General features: G+C 72.0%; 17 protein-coding genes and 1 pseudogene. 13 read left to right on the plus strand and 5 right to left on the minus strand.

Annotation, left to right across the window (positions count from 1 at the left end; translation table 11 throughout):
* Window position 1: 1 nt before the first annotated feature.
* Window positions 2–487 (minus strand): cation:proton antiporter regulatory subunit, encoded by a 486-nt coding sequence (locus tag ACFV20_RS20855; protein WP_385658566.1) that lies wholly within the window; start codon window positions 485–487, stop codon window positions 2–4.
* A 163-nt stretch (window positions 488–650) separates the two neighbouring features.
* Between ACFV20_RS20855 and ACFV20_RS20860 the strand changes: the two genes are divergently transcribed.
* The 4 genes from ACFV20_RS20860 (at window position 651) to ACFV20_RS20875 (ending at window position 4951) form a co-directional block, all read left to right on the plus strand.
* Entirely contained in the window at window positions 651–1694 is a 1044-nt protein-coding gene (locus ACFV20_RS20860; RefSeq protein WP_385658568.1) for a sensor histidine kinase, read from the plus strand.
* A complete protein-coding gene (locus ACFV20_RS20865) occupies window positions 1694–2347 on the plus strand; it encodes a response regulator (protein ID WP_385658570.1) in 654 nt (217 codons plus the stop codon). The genes ACFV20_RS20860 and ACFV20_RS20865 overlap by 1 nt, the downstream gene beginning before the upstream one ends.
* Window positions 2348–2410: 63 nt before the next feature.
* Entirely contained in the window at window positions 2411–3925 is a 1515-nt protein-coding gene (gene miaB / locus ACFV20_RS20870; RefSeq protein ID WP_385658572.1) for a tRNA (N6-isopentenyl adenosine(37)-C2)-methylthiotransferase MiaB, read from the plus strand.
* Between the two features lie 312 nt (window positions 3926–4237).
* Window positions 4238–4951: a class III extradiol dioxygenase subunit B-like domain-containing protein gene (locus ACFV20_RS20875; protein ID WP_385658573.1), complete on the plus strand. Its 714-nt coding sequence runs from the start codon at window positions 4238–4240 to the stop codon at window positions 4949–4951.
* A gap of 162 nt (window positions 4952–5113) precedes the next feature.
* Here the strand turns inward: ACFV20_RS20875 and ACFV20_RS20880 are convergent, their stop codons facing one another.
* Complete coding sequence (locus ACFV20_RS20880) at window positions 5114–5497, minus strand: antitoxin (protein ID WP_385658575.1); 384 nt, start codon at window positions 5495–5497, stop codon at window positions 5114–5116.
* A 26-nt stretch (window positions 5498–5523) separates the two neighbouring features.
* Window positions 5524–5832, minus strand: a complete 309-nt coding sequence (locus ACFV20_RS20885; RefSeq protein ID WP_385658576.1) for a hypothetical protein — start codon at window positions 5830–5832, stop codon at window positions 5524–5526.
* A 182-nt stretch (window positions 5833–6014) separates the two neighbouring features.
* On the opposite strand from ACFV20_RS20885, the gene miaA reads away from it, so the two are divergent.
* The 6 genes from miaA (at window position 6015) to hflX (ending at window position 14451) form a co-directional block, all read left to right on the plus strand.
* Window positions 6015–6953, plus strand: coding sequence for a tRNA (adenosine(37)-N6)-dimethylallyltransferase MiaA (miaA, locus tag ACFV20_RS20890; RefSeq protein ID WP_385658578.1), 939 nt, complete (start codon window positions 6015–6017; stop codon window positions 6951–6953).
* A gap of 108 nt (window positions 6954–7061) precedes the next feature.
* Entirely contained in the window at window positions 7062–7574 is a 513-nt protein-coding gene (locus tag ACFV20_RS20895; protein ID WP_385658579.1) for a hypothetical protein, read from the plus strand.
* Between the two features lie 171 nt (window positions 7575–7745).
* Complete coding sequence (gene dapF, locus ACFV20_RS20900; protein ID WP_385658580.1) at window positions 7746–8618, plus strand: diaminopimelate epimerase; 873 nt, start codon at window positions 7746–7748, stop codon at window positions 8616–8618.
* Between the two features lie 296 nt (window positions 8619–8914).
* Window positions 8915–11143, plus strand: coding sequence for a RelA/SpoT family protein (locus ACFV20_RS20905; RefSeq protein WP_385658582.1), 2229 nt, complete (start codon window positions 8915–8917; stop codon window positions 11141–11143).
* Between the two features lie 134 nt (window positions 11144–11277).
* A complete protein-coding gene (locus ACFV20_RS20910) occupies window positions 11278–12831 on the plus strand; it encodes a M1 family metallopeptidase (RefSeq protein ID WP_385658584.1) in 1554 nt (517 codons plus the stop codon).
* A gap of 126 nt (window positions 12832–12957) precedes the next feature.
* On the plus strand, window positions 12958–14451 hold the full coding sequence (hflX, locus tag ACFV20_RS20915; protein WP_385658586.1) for a GTPase HflX: 1494 nt from the start codon (window positions 12958–12960) through the stop codon (window positions 14449–14451).
* Window positions 14452–14676: 225 nt separating this feature from the next.
* Here hflX and ACFV20_RS20920 read toward each other — a convergent pair.
* Together ACFV20_RS20920 and ACFV20_RS20925 are read right to left on the minus strand one after the other, a co-directional pair.
* A pseudogene (locus ACFV20_RS20920) lies at window positions 14677–15879 on the minus strand (trypsin-like serine peptidase).
* 311 nt (window positions 15880–16190) lie between these two features.
* A complete protein-coding gene (locus ACFV20_RS20925) occupies window positions 16191–17429 on the minus strand; it encodes a trypsin-like serine peptidase (RefSeq protein ID WP_385658588.1) in 1239 nt (412 codons plus the stop codon).
* 333 nt (window positions 17430–17762) lie between these two features.
* Here ACFV20_RS20925 and ACFV20_RS20930 point away from each other — a divergent pair, with 333 nt between their 5' ends.
* The 3 genes from ACFV20_RS20930 (at window position 17763) to ACFV20_RS20940 (ending at window position 22523) form a co-directional block, all read left to right on the plus strand.
* The gene (locus ACFV20_RS20930) at window positions 17763–19250 is read left to right on the plus strand and encodes an aminotransferase class III-fold pyridoxal phosphate-dependent enzyme (protein WP_385658590.1); all 1488 of its coding nucleotides are present in this window, start codon (window positions 17763–17765) and stop codon (window positions 19248–19250) included.
* A gap of 549 nt (window positions 19251–19799) precedes the next feature.
* On the plus strand, window positions 19800–21701 hold the full coding sequence (locus ACFV20_RS20935; RefSeq protein ID WP_385658592.1) for an IucA/IucC family protein: 1902 nt from the start codon (window positions 19800–19802) through the stop codon (window positions 21699–21701).
* 84 nt (window positions 21702–21785) lie between these two features.
* Window positions 21786–22523, plus strand: a complete 738-nt coding sequence (locus ACFV20_RS20940; protein WP_385658593.1) for a GNAT family N-acetyltransferase — start codon at window positions 21786–21788, stop codon at window positions 22521–22523.
* The last annotated feature ends 46 nt before the right edge of the window (window positions 22524–22569 follow it).

Raw genomic sequence — 22569 nt, forward strand, 5'->3', positions numbered from 1 at the left:
CTCACTCCCGCCCGAGTATGGTCGCGGCCGCGTCGACGCCCTCGCGGGTGCCGACGACGATCAGCGTGTCACCGCCCGACAGACGGAAGTCCGGCGCGGGCGACGGGATGGCCTCGGCCCGCCGCAGCACCGCCACCACCGACGCACCCGTCTCCGTCCGCATCCGCATGTCGCCGAGCACCCGCCCGTTCCAGCGCGAGGCGGCGGGCACCTCGATCCGCTCGGCGACCAGCCCGAGATCGGTCGTGTACAGCAGGCTCGGGCTGTGGTGGGACGGCTTCAGCGCGTCGATCAGCGAGCCCGCCTCCGAGCTGGTCAGCTTCAGCGAGTGTGCGCAGGAGTCGGGGTCGTCGGACCGGTACATGTTCACCGTGCGCGTGCCGTCGCGGTGCGCCACCACCGACAGATGGCGGTGTTCCCGGGTCTCCAGGTCGTACTGGACCCCGATGCCCGGCAGCGGCGTCGCCCTCAGGCGCGGAGCTGACACGTTGCTTCCCCTTGTTCGTCTCGTCCGGCTGTTCGTCTCGTCCGGCGTGTTCGTGCGGTTCATGCTGTTGGTCCTGTTTGTCCTGCTTTGCCTGTCCGGTGACCGATGTCGATCACCGGACGGGTCAACTCCGCATGCTTCCATCCGGCCGTACGGTGACGACATGGGTGTCGTGACGGATATACGCACCGGCCGGTCGCGGGAGACGGTGGACGGGGCTGTGCACTGCGCGAAGGCGGAAAGGAGCGGATCGGCGAGCGTGTCGTTGTTCTGGCGGATCTTCTCGCTCAACGCCGCAGGTCTGATCGTGGCCACGGCGCTGCTGCTCGGCCCGGTCACCGTGTCCACCCCCGTCCTCCTGGGCGAGGCCCTCGTGCTGCTCGGCGGCCTGGTGCTGCTGCTCGCCGGCAACGCCCTGGTGTTGCGGTTCGGCCTGGTGCCCCTGCAGCGGCTGGACCGGGCCATGGCCACGGCGGACCTGCTGCGCCCGGGCTCCCGGCCCGTGGTGTCGGGCCCGGCGGAGACGGCCGGTCTGATCACGACGTACAACACGATGCTCGACCGCCTGGAGGCCGAGCGGGCCGCCGGCACGGCCCGGGCGCTGTCCGCGCAGGAGAGCGAACGGCACCGCATCGCCCGGGAGCTCCACGACGAGGTCGGGCAGACCCTGACCGCCGTCCTCCTCCAGCTCAAGCGTGTCGCCGACCGGGCGCCCGAGGATCTCCGCGAGGAGGTGGGCCAGGCACAGGAGGCGACCCGGGCCGGCCTGGACGAGATCCGCCGCATCGCCCGCCGCCTGCGGCCCGGCGTGCTGGAGGAACTCGGACTGGCCAGCGCCCTGCGCTCGCTCGCCGGCGAGTTCACGACCCACGGGCTCACCGTGCGCCATCACGTCACCGGCGAGCTTCCCGCCCTGACCCCGGAGGCGGAGCTCGTCGTCTACCGGGTCGCCCAGGAGGGCCTGACCAACACCGCCCGGCACGCCGCCGCCGACCGCGCCGAACTCCGCCTCCAGCCCGGCCCCGACGGCGTCGAGCTCCTCGTACGCGACAACGGCACGGGCCTCGGCGACGCTCCCGAGGGCGCCGGCATCACCGGCATGCGCGAGCGCGCCCTGCTGGTCGGTGCCACCCTGACCCTGGAGCCGGCGCCGGGCGGGGGCACCGACGTACGGCTGCGCGTGCCGGTGACCGAAGGACCCCGCTGATGACCACACCGATCCGTGTCCTGCTCGCCGACGACCACACGCTCGTACGCCGGGGCGTGCGCCTCATCCTGGACGGCGAGCCCGACCTCACCGTGGTGGCGGAGGCCGGGGACGGCGCCGAGGCCGTGACCAAGGCCCGGGAGACGCCCGTGGACCTGGCCGTCCTGGACGTCGCCATGCCCCGCATGACCGGCCTCCAGGCCGCCCGCGAACTCTCCCGCCGGCTGCCCGGCCTGCACATCCTGATCCTCACGATGTACGACAACGAGGAGTACTTCTTCGAGGCGCTCAGGGCCGGAGCCAGCGGCTACGTCCTCAAGTCGGTCGCCGACCGCGACCTCGTCGAGGCCTGCCGGGCCGCCGTGCGCGACGAGCCGTTCATCTACCCGGGAGCCGAACGCGCCCTCGTGCGCTCCTACCTGGAGCGGCTGCACCGGGGTGACGGCCTCCCGGAACGGGCCATCACCGAGCGCGAGGAAGAGATCCTCAAGCTGGTCGCCGAGGGCCACACCTCGAAGGAGATCGGGGAACTCCTCTTCATCAGCGCCAAGACGGTGGAGCGCCACCGCGCCAACCTGCTGCAGAAGCTCGGCATGCGCGACCGCCTGGAGCTGACCCGGTACGCGATCAGGGCCGGACTCATCGAACCGTGAGCGCGGGCTGAGGTTGTCCACAGGCGGCCGAGCCACGTTCGCCGACCGCCTACCCTTGTCCCCATGAGCAGCATCGACCGGAGCCAGTCAGTGGGCGGCACGCGCACATACGAGGTACGCACCTACGGGTGCCAGATGAACGTCCACGACTCCGAGCGATTGTCCGGACTGCTGGAGGACGCGGGCTACGTCCGTGCCCCCGAGGGGGCCGACGCGGCGGACGTCGTCGTCTTCAACACCTGCGCCGTGCGGGAGAACGCCGACAACAAGCTGTACGGCAACCTCGGCCACCTCGCCCCGAAGAAGGCGAGCCGCCCCGGGATGCAGATCGCGGTCGGCGGCTGCCTCGCCCAGAAGGACCGGGACACCATCGTGAAGAGGGCGCCCTGGGTGGACGTCGTCTTCGGCACGCACAACATCGGCAAGCTGCCCGTCCTGCTGGAGCGCGCACGCGTCCAGGACGAGGCGCAGGTCGAGATCGCCGAATCGCTGGAGGCGTTCCCGTCGACGCTGCCGACCCGCCGCGAGAGCGCCTACGCGGCCTGGGTCTCCATCTCCGTCGGCTGCAACAACACCTGCACCTTCTGCATCGTCCCGGCCCTGCGCGGCAAGGAGAAGGACCGCCGCCCCGGCGACATCCTCGCCGAGATCGAGGCCCTGGTCGCAGAGGGCGTCTCCGAGATCACGCTGCTCGGGCAGAACGTCAACGCCTACGGCTCCGACATCGGCGACCGTGAGGCCTTCAGCAAGCTGCTGCGCGCCTGCGGGAAGATCGACGGACTGGAGCGCGTCCGCTTCACCTCGCCCCACCCGCGCGACTTCACCGACGACGTCATCGCCGCCATGGCCGAGACGCCGAACGTGATGCCCCAGCTGCACATGCCGCTCCAGTCCGGCTCCGACCCGGTCCTGAAGGCGATGCGCCGCTCCTACCGCCAGGAGCGCTTCCTGGGGATCATCGAGAAGGTCCGCGCCGCCATCCCGCACGCCGCGATCAGCACGGACATCATCGTGGGCTTCCCCGGCGAGACCGAGGAGGACTTCGAGCAGACGCTGCACGTGGTGCGCGAGGCCCGCTTCGCCCAGGCGTTCACGTTCCAGTACTCCAAGCGCCCCGGCACCCCGGCCGCCGAGATGGACGGCCAGATCCCCAAGAAGGTCGTCCAGGAGCGCTACGAGCGGCTCGTCGCCCTCCAGGAGGAGATCTCCTGGGAGGAGAACAAGAAGCAGGTCGGCCGCACGCTGGAGCTGATGGTCGCCGAGGGCGAGGGCCGCAAGGACGACACCACCCACCGCCTGTCCGGCCGCGCCCCCGACAACCGCCTCGTCCACTTCACCAAGCCGGAGCAGGACGTCCGCCCCGGCGACGTCGTCACCGTCGAGATCACCTACGCCGCCCCGCACCACCTCCTCGCCGAGGGTCCCGTCCTGGACGTGCGCCGCACGCGCGCGGGTGACGCCTGGGAGAAGCGGAACGCGGCCGAGCAGTCCAAGCCCGTCGGTGTGATGCTGGGCCTGCCGAAGATCGGCGCCCCTGAGCCCCTGCCCGCCGTGGCGAGCGGCTGCGGCTGCGACTGAGCGGGGCGTTGCCACGGGTGCGGTTGTGTCCGTGCCGCATCTGCCGCCCCTGTGTGGGTGCGGCTGCGAGCGAGCCGGGTCGTCTCCGTCTCATGCGGTGACGCTGCGGGTGCGGTTGTGATCGTGCCGGGGCTCTATCGGGCCCGGCCAGGTACGGCCGCGAGCGAGCCGGGCTGCCTCCCTCCCATGCGGTGACGCTGCGGGTGCGGGTGCGGGTGCGGGTGCGGGTGCGGGCGCGGGTGCGGTGGTGATGGGCCGGGGCGCCGGCGCCCCGTGCCGTGGCGGCGGCGGGTGAGCGTTACCCTGCCGATCATGCTTGTCGCCGCCGCTGTGTGCCCTTGCCCGCCCCTCCTGGTGCCCGACGTCGCCGCGGGCGCCGCGCCGGAACTGGACGCGGCGCGAGCCGCCTGCACGGACGCGCTGGGCGTGCTCGCCGCCGCCCGGCCGGGACGGCTCGTGGTCGTCGGCCCGCAGGAGGCTTCCGGGCTCGTGACCTACCCGGAGGGGACGGCAGGGACCTTCCGGGGCTTCGGCGTCGACCTCGACGTGCGGCTCGGAACGGCCGAGGGCGCGGACACGGACCCGCGGTTGCCGTACTCGCTGGCCGTCGCCGCCTGGCTGCTGGAGCGGACCGGCTGGTCGGACGCCCCGGTCGAGGGTCGCGGGGTGGGGGAGTCCTCCCCGCCGGAGCTGTGCGTGCGGTCCGGCGCGGACCTCGCCGCCCGGGACGAGCGCGTGGCACTGCTGGTGATGGGGGACGCCAGCGCGTGCCGGACGCTCAAGGCTCCGGGCTACCTGGACGAACGCGCCGCGCCCTTCGACGCGGAGGTCGCACGGGCCCTCGGCGCGGCCGACCTGGCCGCACTGACCGGCCTGGACGCCGATCTGGGCCACGAGCTGAAGGTGTCGGGCCGGGCCCCCTGGCAGGTCCTGGCGGGCGCGGCCGAGGGTGCGGACCTCGGCGGCTCCCTGCTGTACGAGGACGCGCCGTACGGGGTGGGCTACGTCGTCGCCGCCTGGTCGTAGCTCGTCGCGGCGCGGTGGTGCGAGCAGGGCTCCAGCCCGGGCCGCAGTGCGCGGAAACGGCGGACGGCCGGGAGCCCTCGTGCTCCGCGGCCGTCCGCCGATGTGTCGTGCCGTGCCCTCCGCTGTGCCTTGCGCGCTCGGGCCCTCGACGGCTGCGCGACCTCAGGAAGTGGGCGGTGGCGCCTCGGGAGGCGGAGTCCCGCCCGCGTCCGTCGGAGGAGCCGTCTCGGGTGGGGGAGCCGCGTCCCGTGACGGTGCCGTCCGGCCGGTGCCGGGCGGCGTCGTCGTGGCGTCCGCCCCGGGCGTGGCCGTGCCGCCCGTGCCCGGTGCGTCGTCGCCATGGTGCGTGAATCGGCCCATGGCGCCCTTGGCCCGGCCCGTGCCCGACTGGATCCTGTCGCTGTACTTGCCCTTGGTCGTCTTGTCGACGGCCTGCGCGGCCTTGTCGAGACCGTGGTGGATCTTGCCCTCATGCCGGTGCGCGAGATCGGCGACCTTGTCCTTGGCAGGGCCCAGCTTGGCTTTCACGTTGTCCATGAGACCCATGGCTCACCTTCCCTCACGCGGGGCGGTCACGTACGGGCGCCCTCGCCGGCCTCGTTGTCGGCCGCCTTCTCGGTGGACTGCTGCTTGGGGATGTCGACGCCCTCGGTCTCGCCGACCTCGGCTCCGGCCTCCCGGGCCGGCGTGACCGCTTCGGCGTCGGTGCCCTTCGCCTCCGTTGCCCCCGCTGCCTCGGCCGTCTGCGCCTCGGCCGTCTGCGCCTCGGCGGTCTCCGCCTCCGTCTCGGTCCCGGCCTTCGCGGCGTCGGCCTGGACCTCGGCTGCCGGCGTCTCCGCCGTGGCCTTCGACCGCCGGAGAAGTCGTGCAAAAACGCCCATATCCACTCCATACGTTACTCGTGCGGGCGAAATCCCGCGTTGCCCGGTGCGCCCGATTGCGCGGCTCGGGCCACCGCCTCGGTGATCCGGCGGCAGGAACCTCGCAACGGGCAACGACCCCGCGTCCGTCGCGTCACGTAACTCGTTCGAGAGCAGGTGGCGAGGTTTGCGAGACTGGGGCGGTGAGCAGCGCACCCCTCGCCCCCCGCGTCATCGCCGTCGTCGGTCCGACCGCGGCCGGAAAGTCCGATCTGGGCGTTTTCCTGGCCCACCGGCTCGGCGGTGAGGTCGTCAACGCCGACTCCATGCAGCTCTACCGAGGGATGGACATCGGCACCGCCAAGCTGACGCCCGAGGAGCGCGACGGAGTCCCTCACCACCTGCTGGACATCTGGGACGTGACCGTCACGGCGTCCGTCGCCGAGTACCAGCGTCTGGCCCGCGAGCGGATCGACGCGCTGCTCGCCGAAGGCCGCTGGCCGATCCTGGTCGGCGGTTCCGGCCTGTACGTGCGCGGGGCCGTCGACAACCTGGAGTTCCCCGGCACCGACCCCGAGGTCCGCGCCCGCCTGGAGGGGGAGCTCGCGTTGCACGGCTCCGGCGCCCTGCACGCCCGCCTGGCCACCGCCGACCCCGAGGCGGCCCGCGCGATCCTGCCGAGCAACGGCCGCCGGATCGTCCGCGCGCTCGAGGTGATCGAGATCACCGGCAAGCCCTTCACGGCCAACCTCCCCGGCCATGACTCGGTGTACGACACTCTCCAGATCGGTGTCGACGTGACCCGCCCCGAGCTCGACGAGCGCATCGCGCGCCGGGTCGACCGGATGTGGGACGCCGGTCTCGTCGACGAGGTGCGCGCACTTGAGGCGCACGGGTTGCGCGAAGGGCGTACGGCCTCGCGCGCGCTCGGCTACCAGCAGGTGCTCGCGGCGCTCTCCGGGGAGTGCACGCTCGACGAAGCGCGGGCCGAGACCGTGCGTGCCACCAAGCGCTTCGCGCGCCGCCAGGATTCGTGGTTCAGGCGCGATCCGCGGGTGCACTGGTTGAGTGGGGCGGCGGCCGACCTCACGGAACTTCCGCAGCTCGCACTGTCCTTGGTCGAACGACCGGTTACAGCCTGATCACGTCATGGCATCGGGACGCCCAGGCCGTCATCCGGCCCTTCGGCGGCGTGCCATCATCGAGCTTCGATCGACCGAGTTGAGTCCTAGTTGGGAGGGCGCGTGGCGATGGAGGCCGGCCCTCGCGACACCGCACGAAGCACCGATCACATCACCGCCGAGCGGGATGAGCCGGGGCGGGGGGACCTGTCGGAGCAGGAGGCGGAGCAGCTCAGCTCCGACGGGCCCGACGAGACGCAGGGTGTGACGGACGACGGTCCCGAGCCGGGCGAGATGTTCGCCGACGAGGTCGAGGTCGAACTGCGGCCGCAGCGCAGACTCCGTATCTGGCAGCTGGCGCCGATCGTGGCCCTCGCGGCACTCGGCTCCCTGATGTTCGCCTTCCCGCTCGCCTTCGACTTCGGCGACAGCGGGGCCGTCATCGCCATGCTGGGCCTGCTGATCTGCTCGTGCGCGGCCGGCTGGGGCATGATGGCCGCCCGTCGCGTGGGGTACACCTGGCCCGGCCTGCCGGCCCGCGGCTCCGGCCGCAGACCGGACTGGCGGGTCGCCCTCGCGTACGCCCTGGTCGTGGCCGTCGTGGTGGTCCTCGCCGTGTGGCGTGTGGCGCGACTGCGCTGATCGCCGTAGCGCGGGATGCCTCCTGGGAGCTGCCCCGGGCACACCGGAGCGCTGTCGTCAGGCGTGGCAGGGGCGCGGTTCCAGGCACTCCGCCCGGCTGTCGGCGAGCGCTCCCGGGGGCTGTCGCGGGCGCGGCGGGGCGATGTCGGGGGCACCCCTTACGATCGAGGCATGAGCACGCGGATCGCCTTCCTCAAGGGTCACGGCACCGAGAACGACTTCGTGATCGTCCCGGACCCGGAGAACGCCGTCGACCTGCCGCCTGCCGCCGTCGCCGCCCTGTGCGACCGGCACGCGGGCATCGGTGGTGACGGCCTCCTGCACGTGGTGCGGTCTGCCGCGCACCCCGAGGCGAGGGACATGGCCGCCGAGGCGGAGTGGTTCATGGACTACCGCAACAGCGACGGCTCGATCGCCGAGATGTGCGGCAACGGCGTGCGGGTGTTCGCGCGCTACCTCCAGCGCGCCGGTCACGTGACCGAGGGGGACCTCGCGGTCGCCACGCGCGGGGGCGTGAAGACGGTGCACATCGCCAAGGACGGTGACGTGACCGTCGGCATGGGCCGCGCCGTGCTCCCGGAGGGCGACGTCACGGTGAGCGTCGGCGAGCGCAGCTGGCCCGCCCGGAACGTCAACATGGGCAACCCGCACGCGGTCGCCTTCGTGGACGACCTGACGCACGCCGGTGACCTGCTCTCCCCGCCGCCCTTCAGCCCGGCGTCCGCCTACCCGGACGGAGTGAACGTCGAGTTCGTGGTCGACCGCGGCCCCGGGCACGTCGCGCTGCGTGTGCACGAGCGCGGCTCGGGGGAGACCCGCTCGTGCGGCACGGGCGCGTGCGCGGTCGCCGTGGCCGCCGCCCGGCGCGACGGCGCCGACCCGGCCGCCACGGGCACCCCCGCCACCTACACGGTCGACGTCCCGGGCGGCACACTGGTGATCACCGAGCGCCCCGACGGCGAGATCGAGATGACCGGTCCGGCCGTGATCGTGGCCGAGGGCGAGATCGACGCGGACTGGCTGGAAACGGCGACCTCCGCCTGAGCCGGCGCCCGCAGTCCTGAAACACCCGCGCATCTTCGGCCGAAGAACCGAAACAGCCGTTGCAATTCGGCCAGTTGGCGGGATCCGTATCACCGGCCTCGCTCTGCACAGGGGTACAAACCTCACATTCATCCCTCGAATGGGTGATCAGTTTCACGCTCGGCGAGAGGCGGCCGGTCCGGCGTGGTGGGCTCGGTAGCATCAAGCACCGGCCCGGACGGGGGACCGAAGCCGCCCCCTGAGCCGTGTCCGCTCTGGGGCACCCCGTCCGCCGGTTGACGCAGCCGGAGGTGCCCATGAGTGCGGAGGCCACGAATTCCGTGACCCCAGGCCCGATGCCGGGCGCGGTGTCAGCAGCGGTGACGCCGACAGCCCCTCGCAGAAAGGCCCGCCCCCGGATCGACCTGCGCCGCCTCGGCCGCGCGGCCCTGCTCGGCCCCGCCGCCCGCGGCCGGCTGCCCGACGCCATCAGTCACGTCGTGGAGGCCCACCGCGCCCACCACCCCGACGCGGACCTCGAACCCCTGCGCCACGCCTACGTCCTCGCCGAGTCCTCGCACCGCGGCCAGATGCGCAAGAGCGGCGAGCCGTACATCACGCACCCGCTCGCGGTGACCCTGATCCTCGCCGAACTCGGCGCCGAGACCACGACGTTGACCGCGTCCCTGCTGCACGACACCGTCGAGGACACGGATGTGACGCTGGATCAGGTGCGCGACCAGTTCGGCGAGGAGGTCCGCTACCTCGTCGACGGCGTCACCAAACTGGAGAAGGTCGACTACGGCGCCGCCGCCGAACCCGAGACGTTCCGCAAGATGCTCGTCGCCACCGGCAACGACGTCCGTGTCATGTCGATCAAGCTCGCCGACCGGCTGCACAATATGCGCACCCTCGGTGTCATGCGCCCCGAGAAGCAGGAGCGCATCGCCAAGGTGACACGTGACGTGCTCATCCCGCTCGCCGAACGGCTCGGCGTCCAGGCGCTCAAGACCGAACTGGAAGACCTCGTCTTCGCGATCCTGCACCCCGAGGAGTACGCGCACACCAGGGAGTTGATCGTCCGCAACGCGGCCCGCGCGGACGACCCGCTCGCCGAGGTCGCCGACGAGGTGCGCGGTGTGCTGCGCGAGGCGGACATCCCGGCGGAGGTCCTCATCCGGCCCCGCCACTTCGTCTCGGTGCACCGCGTCTCCCGCAAACGCGGCCGGCTCCGCGGCTCCGACTTCGGCCGCGTCCTGGTCCTGGTGAACGAGGACGCCGACTGCTACGCCGTCCTGGGCGAACTGCACACCTGCATGAAACCGGTGGTCTCGGAGTTCAAGGACTTCATCGCCGTACCTAAGTTCAACCTGTACCAGTCGCTGCACACGGCCGTGGCGCGTGAGGACGGCCAGGTCGTCGAGGTCCTGATCCGCACGCACCAGATGCACAAGGTCGCCGAGGCCGGCGTCGTCGCCCTCGGCAACCCGTACGCACCGGCCCCCGACGACCCGGCCGACGGTGAGCGCGTCGACCCCACCCGCCCCGGCTGGCTCTCCCGGCTTCTCGACTGGCAGGAGGCGGCACCCGACCCCGACCACTTCTGGTCGACCCTGCGCGAGGACCTCGCGCAGGACCGTGAGATCACCGTCTTCCGCCCCGACGGCGGCACCCTCGGCCTGCCCGAGGGGGCGACCTGCGTGGACGCGGCCTACGCGCAGTACGGCGAGGACGCGCACGCCTGTATCGGCGCCCGGGTGAACGGCCGCCTGGCGACGCTGAGCACCGTGCTGAAGGACGGCGACACCATCCAGCTCCTCATGGGCCAGGACGCGGCGTCGGAGCCGTCCCGGGAGTGGCTGGAGCACGCGCGCACCCCCGCCGCCCGGATCGCCATCCAGCGGTGGCTGGCCGCCCATCCGGCACAGGCGGACTCCCAGCACGACGAGACGCGGATCGCGGAGAACCGGACAGCGAGCCGGCCCACCGAGGGCCTGCCGGGCGTCCGGCCCGCCGACGGCCGCAAGGGGGCCCGGCCCACCGACGTAGCCGAACCGGACGTGGCGCCCGAACAGCCCGCCGACCGCTCCGCCACCGGCACCGTCCTCGCCGACCTGCCCGGCGCCTCCGTCCGGCTCGCCCGCTGCTGCACCCCCGTGCCGCCCGACGAGATCACCGGCTTCGCCGTACGCGGGGGAGCGGTCACCGTGCACCGCGTGGAGTGCGCCGCGGTGGCGCGCATGAAGAGCGGGGGGCGTGCGGAGGTCGGCGTGCACTGGGGGGAGGCCGCCGAGTGCCGGGTCACGCTGGTCGCGGAATCGTTCGTCCGTCCCCACCTCCTGGCCGACCTCACCGAGGCCATGGCCTCCGAGGGTGCCGAGATCGTCTCGGCGACCGTCGAGCCGCCGACCCAGCAGCAGGTACGGCACACCTACACGGTGCAGCTTCCTGACGCCGGCCACCTGCCGGGCCTGATGCGCGCGATGCGCGACGTGGCCGGGGTGTACGACGTCAGCAGATCCCAGCCGCAGCCGCAGGGCACCTGACACGGCCACGGCCGGGGGCGGTCGGCCACGGCCGGGGGCGGTCGCGGCACCCGGCGCAGGCCGCGGTCCCCGGTTCGGGTGGGGCAAAAGCGCGCCGTCCACGCCGTTCAGCCGTGCGCTGATAGCCGTGGGGCATGCTCCTGACCCCCCACAGCCAGGCCACCACCCCCACCCGTCGGCGGACCGCCGCCGCACTGCTCACGTCGGCCGTCTCCGTCTGCCTCGTCGCCGCGAGCACCCCCGCCGAACCGCTCGGCGTCGGCGACCGGCTCTTCCCGCACCTCGGCAACCCCGGCTACGACGTGGCGTCGTACGACCTCTCGTTCACCTACCCGGGCGGCAACAGCGAGCCGCTGCGGGCCGTCACGACCATCGACGCCTGGACCACCGCCGACCTGGACCGCGTCAACCTGGACTTCGCCCACGGCACGGTCGAGTCGGTCGAGGTGGACGGCGACCCCGCCCAGTTCCACACCGCCGGCGAGGACCTCGTGATCACGCCCGAGGACTCGGTGTCGGACGGCAACTGGATGCGGATCACCGTGCGGCACACCAGCGACCCCGTGCCGGCCGAGGGCCGTGAGGGCGGCTGGGTGCGCACCGCGGACGGCCTCGCCATGGCCAACCAGGCCGACGCCGCGCACCTGGTCTTCCCCTGCAACGACCACCCCTCCGACAAGGCGATGTTCACCATCCGGGTGACCGCGCCGGACGAGGACACGGTCGTCGCCAACGGCCTGCCCGCCGGAGTGGAGAAGACGGGCGGGACGACGACGTGGACCTACCGCACCCAGCACCCCATGGCCACCGAACTCGCCCAGATCTCCATCGGCCGCTCCACGGTGCTGCACCGCACCGGCCCGCACGGGCTGCCCGTGCGGGACGTCGTCCCGACCCGGCACCGCAAGGCGCTCGAACCCTGGCTGGAGAAGACCCCAGGACAGATCACCTGGATGGAGAACAAGGTCGGCCGCTACCCCTTCGAGACCTACGGCGTGCTCATGGCCGACGCCTCCACCGGCTTCGAACTGGAGACCCAGACGCTCTCGCTCTTCGAGCGCGAACTCTTCACCGAGCCGGTCTACCCGCCGTGGTACGTCGAGTCCGTCATGGTCCACGAGCTGGCCCACCAGTGGTTCGGCAACAGCGTCAGCCCCCGCACCTGGTCCGACCTGTGGCTCAACGAGGGACACGCCACCTGGTACGAGGCCCTGTACGCCGAGGAACACGCGGACAAGCCGATGCGGGACCGGATGAAGGCCGCCTACGGAGCCTCCGACCGCTGGCGCGCCGCCGGCGGGCCACCCGCGGCCCCCAAGGCACCGGACGCCGGCCGCAAGACCAGCATCTTCCGGCCCAATGTCTACGACGGCGCGGCGCTCGTCCTGTACGCCCTGCGCCAGGAGATCGGCCTTCCGGCCTTCGACCGCCTGGAACGCGCCTGGGCCGAGCGGTACCGGGACGACACGGCCACGACGGCGGACTTCGTCCGGCTCGCCACCGAGATCTCCGGGCGCGACCTGGAGGGCTTCTTCCAGGGCTGGCTGTACGGCGAGAAGACCCCGCCGATGCCCGGCCACCCGGACTGGAAGCCGCAGGCATCCACCAAGACGTCCCAGACGCGGACTCCGGTGAGGCCGCAGGCGGCCGCACGGCAGGCCCGGCCGGCCGAGGCGGCGGCCCGATAACACGGTGACGAGACGCCCCGTGCCGTGCGACCATCGTCAGGTCGGCGCGGCACGAAGCGCCGGGAATCTCCCGGACCCCCCGTGCGTTGCAGACAGTGAACGGTTTCCCACCAACGTAAGGATCCAATGACCTCCTCTTCTTCCTTTTCCCAGGACTCCAAGCGCTTCGCGCACAGCCACCCCGAGGGTCTTCGGGCCGATGCCCTGATGGAAGAGGACGTCGCCTGGAGCCACGAGATCGACGGAGAGCGGGACGGCGACCAGTTCGACCGCTCCGACCGCGCGGCACTGCGCCGCGTGGCGGGCCTCTCCACCGAGCTCGAGGACGTCACCGAGGTCGAGTACCGCCAGCTCCGCCTGGAGCGGGTCGTCCTCGTCGGCGTCTGGACCTCGGGAACCGTGCAGGACGCGGAGAACTCCCTCGCGGAGCTCGCCGCCCTCGCCGAGACGGCCGGCGCGCTGGTGCTCGACGGCGTCACGCAGCGCCGCGACAAGCCCGACGCGGCCACGTACATCGGCTCCGGCAAGGCCGAGGAGCTGCGCGACATCGTCCTCGAGACGGGCGCGGACACCGTCATCTGCGACGGTGAGCTCAGCCCAGGCCAGCTGATCCACCTCGAGGACGTCGTCAAGGTCAAGGTCATCGACCGGACGGCCCTGATCCTGGACATCTTCGCCCAGCACGCCAAGTCCCGAGAGGGCAAGGCGCAGGTCGCCCTCGCGCAGATGCAGTACATGCTGCCGCGACTGCGCGGCTGGGGTCAGTCGCTGTCCCGGCAGATGGGCGGCGGCAAGGGCGGCGGCCTCGCCACCCGTGGTCCCGGTGAGACCAAGATCGAGACGGACCGGCGCCGGATCCGCGAGAAGATGGCGAAGATGCGCCGGGAGATCGCGGAGATGAAGACCGGCCGCGAGGTCAAGCGCCAGGAGCGCAAGCGTCACAAGGTGCCGTCCGTGGCCATCGCCGGCTACACCAACGCCGGCAAGTCCTCGCTGCTCAACCGCCTCACGGGTGCGGGTGTGCTGGTGGAGAACGCCCTGTTCGCGACCCTGGACCCGACCGTGCGCCGGGCCGAGACGCCGAGCGGACGGCTGTACACGCTGGCCGACACGGTCGGCTTCGTGCGCCATCTGCCCCACCACCTGGTCGAGGCGTTCCGCTCCACGATGGAGGAGGTCGGCGAGTCCGACCTGATCCTGCACGTGGTCGACGGTTCGCACCCGTTCCCGGAGGAGCAGCTCGCCGCCGTGCGCGAGGTCGTCCGGGACGTGGGCGCCACCGACGTGCCCGAGATCGTCGTGATCAACAAGGCGGACGCGGCCGACCCGCTGACGCTCCAGCGGCTGCTGCGCGTGGAGAAGCGGTCCATCGCGATCTCCGCCCGCACCGGCCAGGGCATCGAGGAGCTGCTCGCGCTCATCGACAACGAGCTGCCGCGCCCGTCGGTCGAGATCGAGGCGCTCGTGCCGTACACGCACGGCAAGCTGGTCGCCCGTGCGCACGACGAGGGCGAGGTGATCTCCGAGGAGCACACCCCGGAGGGCACCCTGCTCAAGGTGCGGGTCCACGAGGAACTGGCGGCGGAGCTCACGCCCTACGCTCCGGCGCCGGCGCTCTGAGTCGGGCGTGAGCGCGCGTCTTGCTTGGGCGTGGGTCTTGCTTGAGCGTGGGTTTCGCCTGAGTGTGCCCGTTGCTTGAGCATGCTTTCGCCTGAGCGTTCGTGCTGCTTGAGCGCGCGTGTGGCCTGAGCGCGCATCTCGGCCGGACGCGTGCGCCGTGCTCGAACGCGGGAAGGCCCGCCCCCTGGCCGGGGGCGGGCCTTCTTCATGCACACGCCTTGCGGGTCACTGACCGCCGTAGGTCTTGCTCATGTTCTGGTAGAGCGCTTCGGCGTCACGGCCGAGCTGCGGCCCCGCCAGCCAGGTGTTGTCCGCCGGGCCGATCGAGGTGTTCGAGACCAGCACCGACTTGCCGTTCAGGACCCGGAACCAGCCGCCGCCCGAGGAACCGCCGGTCATGTCACAGCCGATGCGGTACATCGTCGGCAGGGACGGGCTGAGCGAGAACCGGCCGGGGGTGTCGACGCACTTGAACATCTTCTCGCCGTTGTACGGCGGCGCGGCCGGGTAGCCCCAGGCGCCCATCGTGGCCGCCTCGGCCGCGGACGGAGCGGAGAAGTCCACGTCCAGCGCGGCGCCGACCGTCTCCTCCAGGGACTTGGCGCCCTGCTCGGGCTTCACGTGCAGCACGGCGTAGTCGTACGCGGCGCCGTCACCCCCGCTTTCGGAACCGCCCTGGATCCACTGGTTCGAGGTGGAGGCCCAGTTCGCCCACCAGTTGCCGTACGGGGCGATCTCCGCCGGGTTGGCGTTGGTCAGCTCCGCCTCGGACTTGCCGAGGTCGTTGTAGGCCGGGACGAACACGATGTTGCGGTACCAGCCGCCGTTGCCCCCGGCGTGCACGCAGTGGCCCGCCGTCCACACCAGGTTGGACTTGCCCGGGTGGTTGACGTCCTTGACGACCGTGCCGGAGCAGACGGCCGGGCCGTCGGGGGAGTCGAAGAAGACCTTGCCGACCGGCGCCGCGTTGCGGTGGTAGGGCGTCTTCTCGGCCTGCGCCCGGACGGGCGCGGGATCCGGGTCGCTGACGCCCTAGCCGGCCGACGCGTCCTTCGTCGTGACCTTCTTGTCCGCCTCGTCGGCGGACTGCATCCGCTCCGGCTTCCAGAGACCTTCGATCACCGGGTTGACGAAGTCCTTGGCGTCACTGAGCCACTTGTCCTTGTCCCAGTCCTTCCAGCCGCCCTTCTTCCACTGGTCGACGTCGATCCCGTGGTCCTTGAGCCTGCCCGCGAGATCGGCCGGGATCCGGACCTTGCCGCCGCCGTCCGTGGCGGCCCGGGAGCCGGTGGCGTCAGGCTTGTCGCTGGCCGCATCCCCGGAACCGCCACAGGCGGTCGTGGTGAGCGCCAGAGCGGCGACGATCCCGGCGGCGGTGAGGACGGTGCGCCGTCCGCGCCCGGACGCGGGCGTACGTGTGGAACGCATGGTGCGATGACCCCCGTTGGTACGAATGAATGTGGTGCTGGAGGCAGTGGTGTCCGTGCCGGCGCCGCGTGTGCGGGCACGGGCGCGGACCTGCCGGCTCCGCGCGACACCCCACTATGCCCGTGGAGTTGAGGGCGTACCGGGGTGGGGCGGTGAAGGTTTGCGAGAGCCCCCTGGGGCGGATGCCACATAGCCGGGGCTCCGGGGCTCCGGGGCTCCGGGGCTCTGGGGCCCCCGGGGCACCCGGGGGCGCCCCGGAGGAGCGTGTGCGCCGCCTGGGACCCCCTGCGGCGCCGAGGTTCAGCAGGCCGTCACCGGCCGGCGAACTTCTTGCTGACGGAGTCGTACACGCCCTTGGCCACCCCGCCCAGCCGCGGTCCGGCCAGCCACCCCGAGGTCACCGGCCCGATCGAGGTGTTGGACACCAGCGCCGGCTTGCCGTCCGAGCCGGTCGCGACCCAGCCGCCGCCGGACGAACCACCGGTCATGGTGCAACCGATGCGGTACATGGTCGGATCCGACGCGGTGACCGACAGCCGCCCGGGCCGGTCCTCGCACCGGTACAGCTTCTGCCCGTCGTAGGGCTTCGCGGCCGGGTAGCCGATCGCCGTGACGCTCTTCACCCGCGGCACCGCGGGCGCCTTGAAGTCGACCGGCAGCGCCGAACCGACCATTTCCTCCAGCGACTTGCCGCCGCTGCCCTTCTCGGGCGTGACATGGATGACCGCGAAGTCGTACGGCGCGCCGTCACCGCCCGTCGAACCGCCCTGCTCGATCCACTGGTCCGAGGTCTGCGCCCAGTCGCCCCACCAGACTCCGTACGGGGCGACGTCCTCGCGGGTGGCGTTCTCCAGCTCCGCCACCGGCCTGCCGTCGTCGTTGTACGACGGCACGAACGCGATGTTGCGGTACCAGCCGCCCTTCTTGCCCGCGTGCACGCAGTGGCCCGCCGTCCACACCAGGTTGGACTTGCCCGGGTGCGCGGGGTCCTTCACCACCGTCGCCGAGCAGACGGCCGACCCCTCGGGGGAGTCGAAGAACACCTTCCCGGCCGTGGGGACGTTGGCGTGGTACGACGGCGGCACGGCCTGCGCCGGGACGGGATCGGGCGTCGCGTCGGTCACACCCTGGTCCTCGTTGATCTCGCTCTCGTCGACGCCCTGGTCGGGTTCCTCGGCCTCCCGCATGCGGTCCGGGTTCCAGAGGCCCTCGATGATCGGGTTGATGTACTCGTTCGCCTCGCGCAGCCAGTCGTCCCGGTCCCAGTTCTTCCAGGCGCCGTTCTTCCACTTGTCGATGTCGATCCCGTGCTCGCGGAGCCGGTCCCTGATGTCGTCCGGGACCTTGAACTTGCCGTCGTCGGTGCCGGAACCGGAGGCCGAGGCGGACGCGGAGGCTTCCCCGTCGGCCGTCGCATCGCCCGACTCGCAGGCGGTGGCGGTCAGGGCGAGCGCCGATACGAGGGCCATGGCAGCCAGGACGGGGGAGTTCCTGCGGCGCGCCCTCCCCCCTCGGGCGGCATCGGACGACGGTCGTCGTATGGGTCGCATGAGCTGACTCTCCCCCTGGATGGAACGAACGTGGACGAACCGGTGGTTTCCTCCCCAACTTCTTTAATTGGACGGGAAGTTCGGGGTGGCTTCGCGGTGTCCGGGAACGGCATCACACACTATGCGGTGGCTGTGGGGGCCATCCGACGGATCCGCAACAGTTCCGTCACGGAAAGGATCTTGAGGCAACCCGTAACCCGGTGAGTGATCCGGGGTTGGTAGCGGTGGGGGGCCTGCTGTCCGTGCGCGGTCCTCTGTGCCCGTGCGCGGTGGGAGGTCAGGGACGTCGTGACGGAAACCACCCCTGGGGGTTGTGTGTCGGAGGAGGCCGCTGTGGGGCGTACGCAGGCGACAGCCCCTCCCGGCGGAGCCCTTGACGACGCCGCCCGTGCCCAGCGCCAGGCGCACGAGGGAATCCTCCGTCGCCAAGCCGCGCGCGAACCGGCCGCCCGGACGTACGCCCGTGCCCTGCCGATCGTTCCGGTGCGGGCCCGGGGACTCACCATCGAGGGCGCGGACGGCCGCCGCTACCTGGACTGCCTCTCCGGGGCCGGCACTCTGGCCCTCGGCCACAACCACCCGGTCGTCCTGGAGTCCATCCGCAAGGTCCTCGACTCCGGGGCACCGTTGAGCACCCTCGACCTGGCGACACCCGTCAAGGACGCCTTCCTCACCGAACTGTTCCGCACGCTGCCCCCGGGCCTCGCCGAGCGGGCGCACGTACGGTTCTGCGGGCCGGCCGGCATCGACGCCGTCGAGACGGCCCGCGCACTGGTCCGTGGAGCGACCGGCAGGAACGGTCTCCTGGCATTCACCGGAGCCGACCGTACGGGAACCGCCGGGTCCCTCGACTACGCCTCCGCCGATATCCACGCCCCACGGATCCACCGCCTGCCCTGTCCACAGGACTACCGCGCCGCTTTCCGTGCCGGGGCAGAGGATGGAGCCGCCCTGGCCACCCGTTCGACCGAGTCCTTCCTCGGTGACGCCCGGGACGAGACGCCACTGCCCGCCGGGGTGATCGTCGAGCCCGTCCAGAGCGACGGCGGCGTCATCCCCGCCCCGGACGCCTGGCTGCGCCGCATCCGACAGCTCACCGCCGACCGGTCCATCCCTCTGATCGCCGACGAGACCCGGACCGGCGTCGGCCGGACCGGCACCTTCTGGGCGGTCGAGCACAGCGGCGTCACCCCCGACGTGATGGTGCTCTCCCACGCCATCGGCGGCAGCCTGCCCCTGGCCGTCGTGGTCCACCGCGACGACCTCGACACCGGGCAACCCGGCGCCCCCGCCGAAACCTTCCCCGGCAACCAGCTCGCCATGGCCGCCGGCACGGCGACCCTCGCCCACGTCCGAGAGAACGCCCTCGCCGAGCGCGCGGCGACGCTTGGGGCGCGGATGCTGGGGCAACTCCGCTCCCTCGCATCCGAGTTCGCCTGCGTGGAGGAGGTGCGGGGGCGGGGGCTGATGATCGGCGTCACATTGGTGGATCCGCAGGGCGCCGACCTCCGAGGGGCGAGAGCCACAGCCGCTGTCCCGGGGGTCGCAGAGGGTGCTCCGGAGGCGCCGGTGATGCCGGGCAGCGGGCCGCACGGACCCAGACCGCTCCCCGCCGCGTCCGAACTCGCGGCCGCGGTCCAGCGGGAGTGCCTGCGACGCGGCCTCATCGTCGGACTCGCTGGCGGGTCGGCGAGCGTCGTGCAGCTGCTGCCGCCCCTGACCATCACGGACGAGCAAGCGGCCGCCGTACTGGACCGCTTGGCCGACGCGGTCCGGGCGGCGGCCCGGTGCCGTGGGGGTGACACGGCAGCCGCACCGTGAACGCGGTGCACGCAGGCGGCCGCGTGCGTAGCGGTCCGTCTCGTACCTGCGCGTCACGGCGACCTCTGGCCGACGGCCCCCGTTCGCCGTGAGCTCCGCAACGCGCGGCACGCCCCGTACGCCGTCGCCCCGAGCTCCGAGGGTCAGGAGCCCCGCCGGCCCACACGCCCGCAGCCCGCACGCCCCCGGGCCCGTAGGCCGGAACGTCCCCGAGCCCGTAGGTCCGTACATTCCCGGGGTCGTAGGTCCGTACGGCCCCGGGCCCGTAGGTCCGTACATCCCCGGGGCCGTGGGTCCGCACGTCCCCGGGCCCGTAAGCCCGCACGCCGCGGGACCTCGCGTCCCGCATGTCGCGCCGAGTGAAGCCGCTCGGCACGCCTCCCTCGCCCGCTCGATCCGGAACCACCCCACGAGGTACCTGCCGTGAACGCCACCCCGCACCCCGACGACCAAGCCCCGGACTGGACCCCGACCTCGGCCCCGGGCCCGGTTGCCTCGGCCCTGGTCCCGGCCTCTGCTTCGGCCCCAGGACAACACCCCGCCGAAGCCATGCCGACACCGGCATCGCCGGACCGGAGGGTTCCTCACCAACGGCCGGCGGCTGACCTCACCCCGGGATCGAGCGAAGGACAAGCCACGACGGACCCACTGGAGCATCCCGATCCGCACATCGTGGCCCAGGCCGCCGCCGTGGAGAACCTTCTCCGCTGCTGGGCGCGCGAGACCGATCAGCCGGCCCCGACCGACGGCGTCCTGCGCATCCCCCTCCCGGCCAGTGGCACGGTCCTCCTCGCCCCGGTGCGCTACTGGTCCCCAACGGGCTGGCACCGCTTCGGCCCTCCTCGTCTCGCCGATGCTCCCGAAACCGGCCCCCCGGCCGACGCCGTCACGATCGCCGCCCTGCTCATGAGAGAGACGTCGGCAGCGGCCTCCGTCCCCCAGAACTCCACTGTCAGTACATCCGTTTCGATCGACGGCTTCGCTCTCGTCGCCGGCGTCGCCGACTCCCTCCGACGCGTCACCACCTTCATCACCGAACGCCGGGAACACCCCGCCGACGGCCCCGACCTCTTCCTCTCCGCGGAACAGGCACTCGTCCTCGGACACCCTCTGCACCCCACCCCGAAGAGCCGCGAAGGCCTCGCGGAGTCCGAAGCACCCCTGTACGCGCCCGAGACGCGCGGCGCCTTCCCCTTGCACTGGATGGCTGTCGCTCCCTCCGTCCTCGCCACCGACTCCTCCTGGACCGAACGAGGCCGCCCCGTCCCCGCACCCCGGCTCATCGCGCGACTCGCCGGGACCGTGACGAACCTGCCCGAGGGGTACGCCCTTCTGCCCCTGCACCCCTGGCAGGCACACGAGGTCCGGCATCGCCCGCGAACCGCCGCCCTGTTGGACGCCGGACTGCTCCAAGACCTCGGCAGCCACGGCCCTGACTGGCACCCCACCTCCTCCCTGCGCACCGTCTACCGAACCCACGCCCCGGCGATGCTCAAGCTCTCGCTGGGCCTGCGCATCACCAACTCCCGCCGCGAGAACCTCCGCAAGGAACTCCACCGCGGCGTCGAGGTCCACCGCCTGCTCCGCAGCGGTCTGGGGCAGGAATGGCGCTCCACGCACCCGGGATTCGACGTCGTCCGGGATCCGGCCTGGCTCGCCGTGGACACCGCTGATGGCACTCCCGTGCCCGGACTGGACGTGGTGATCCGCCACAACCCGTTCGGCCCCACCGACGACGTCTCCTGCGTCGCGGGGCTCCTCTCGCCGCGCCCATACCCCAGGGCCCCGCTGGAGAGGACTCCCGGGAACCGCGACAAGCACGGCCCTGCTCTGCGGTCCCGGCTGGCCGAACTGGTCACGCGTCTCGCCCGGCGCACCGGCCGGCCCCGCGGAGCCGTCGCCGCCGAGTGGTTCCTGCGCTACCTCGAACACGTGGTGCGTCCCGTCCTCTGGCTGGACGGTGAGGCAGGCGTCGCGCTGGAAGCGCACCAGCAGAACACCCTGCTCCTGCTGGACGCCGACGGCTGGCCCAGCGGCGGCCGCTACCGGGACAACCAGGGCTACTACTTCCGTGAGTCCCGGCGCCCAGAACTCGACGCCCGGTTGCCCGGCATCGGAGAGCGGAGTGACACCTTCGTCTGCGACCGGGTGACCGACGAGCGGCTCGTCTACTACCTGGTGATCAACAACGTGCTCGGTCTGATCGGCGCGTTCGGCTCCCAAGGGCTCGCCGACGAGCAGCTACTGCTCGCCGCCTTCCGACGATTCCTGCGGACTCTCGCCTCCGGCCCCGCCCGGCTGCGCACCTCGCTGCCCTCCCTGTTGCTCGACTCGCCCGTCCTGCGGTGCAAGGCCAACCTGCTGACCCGGCTGCACGGGCTCGATGAACTGGTCGGCCCCGTCGACACCCAGTCCGTCTACGTCACCATCGCCAACCCCTTGCATCCCTGACCGCTGCGACCGACCCCGACCACCGCTGACCTACCTCCTTCATCTCTGAGGACTCGCCACCCCCTTTCCTGAGAGGAGCGTCCGGTGTCTCCCCCCGACCCGATCGCCGAGACGTGTATCGCCGTCTCCGTCCCCGCCCACATCGTTGCCAAGACCGCCACGGCCTCTGGCGCCGACAGCGCGGGCGCCTCCGGTCCCGATGACGATGTCCGTGTTCCGGGCGCTGCCGAGGGCGGGGACTTCGCCGGTGAGGATCCTCTCGACGACTTCGCCTCATGGGGTCCGGCAGACACGCCCGCAGGCCGGTTCCACCTCGTCCCGGCGCGCCCCGAACGCGACCTCCCGCGGATCAGCCGCTGGATGAACGAGCCCGCCGCCGCGGCGTTCTGGGAGCTCTCAGGACCGCAGCGCGTGACGGAAGACCACCTGCGAGCTCAGCTCACCGGCGACGGGCGCAGCGTGCCGTCAATGGGCCTCCTGGACGGGGTGCCGATGAGCTACTGGGAGATCTACCGGGCCGATCTCGACCCGCTGGCGCGGCACTATGCCGCCCGCCCTCATGACACGGGTATCCATCTCCTGATCGGCGGAGTCGCCGATCGAGGGCGTGGCCTGGGAGGTGTGCTGCTCCGGGCCGTGGCCGAGCTCGTTCTCACGCGGCGGCCCTCCTGCGCCCGTGTCATCGCGGAACCCGACATCCGCAACACCCCCTCCATCGCCGCTTTCCTGACCGCCGGCTTCCGGTTCTCCGCCGAGGTCGACCTGCCCGCCAAGCGAGCCGCTCTCATGGTCCGAGAGCGGTCACTCCGGCACGTGTTGTAGCGCTGTGTCATCGCGCCGTCACTCATGGAACGCGGCTCGTGCCGCG

The organism is Streptomyces sp. NPDC059696 (assembly GCF_042733745.1).
Lineage (GTDB): Bacteria > Actinomycetota > Actinomycetes > Streptomycetales > Streptomycetaceae > Streptomyces.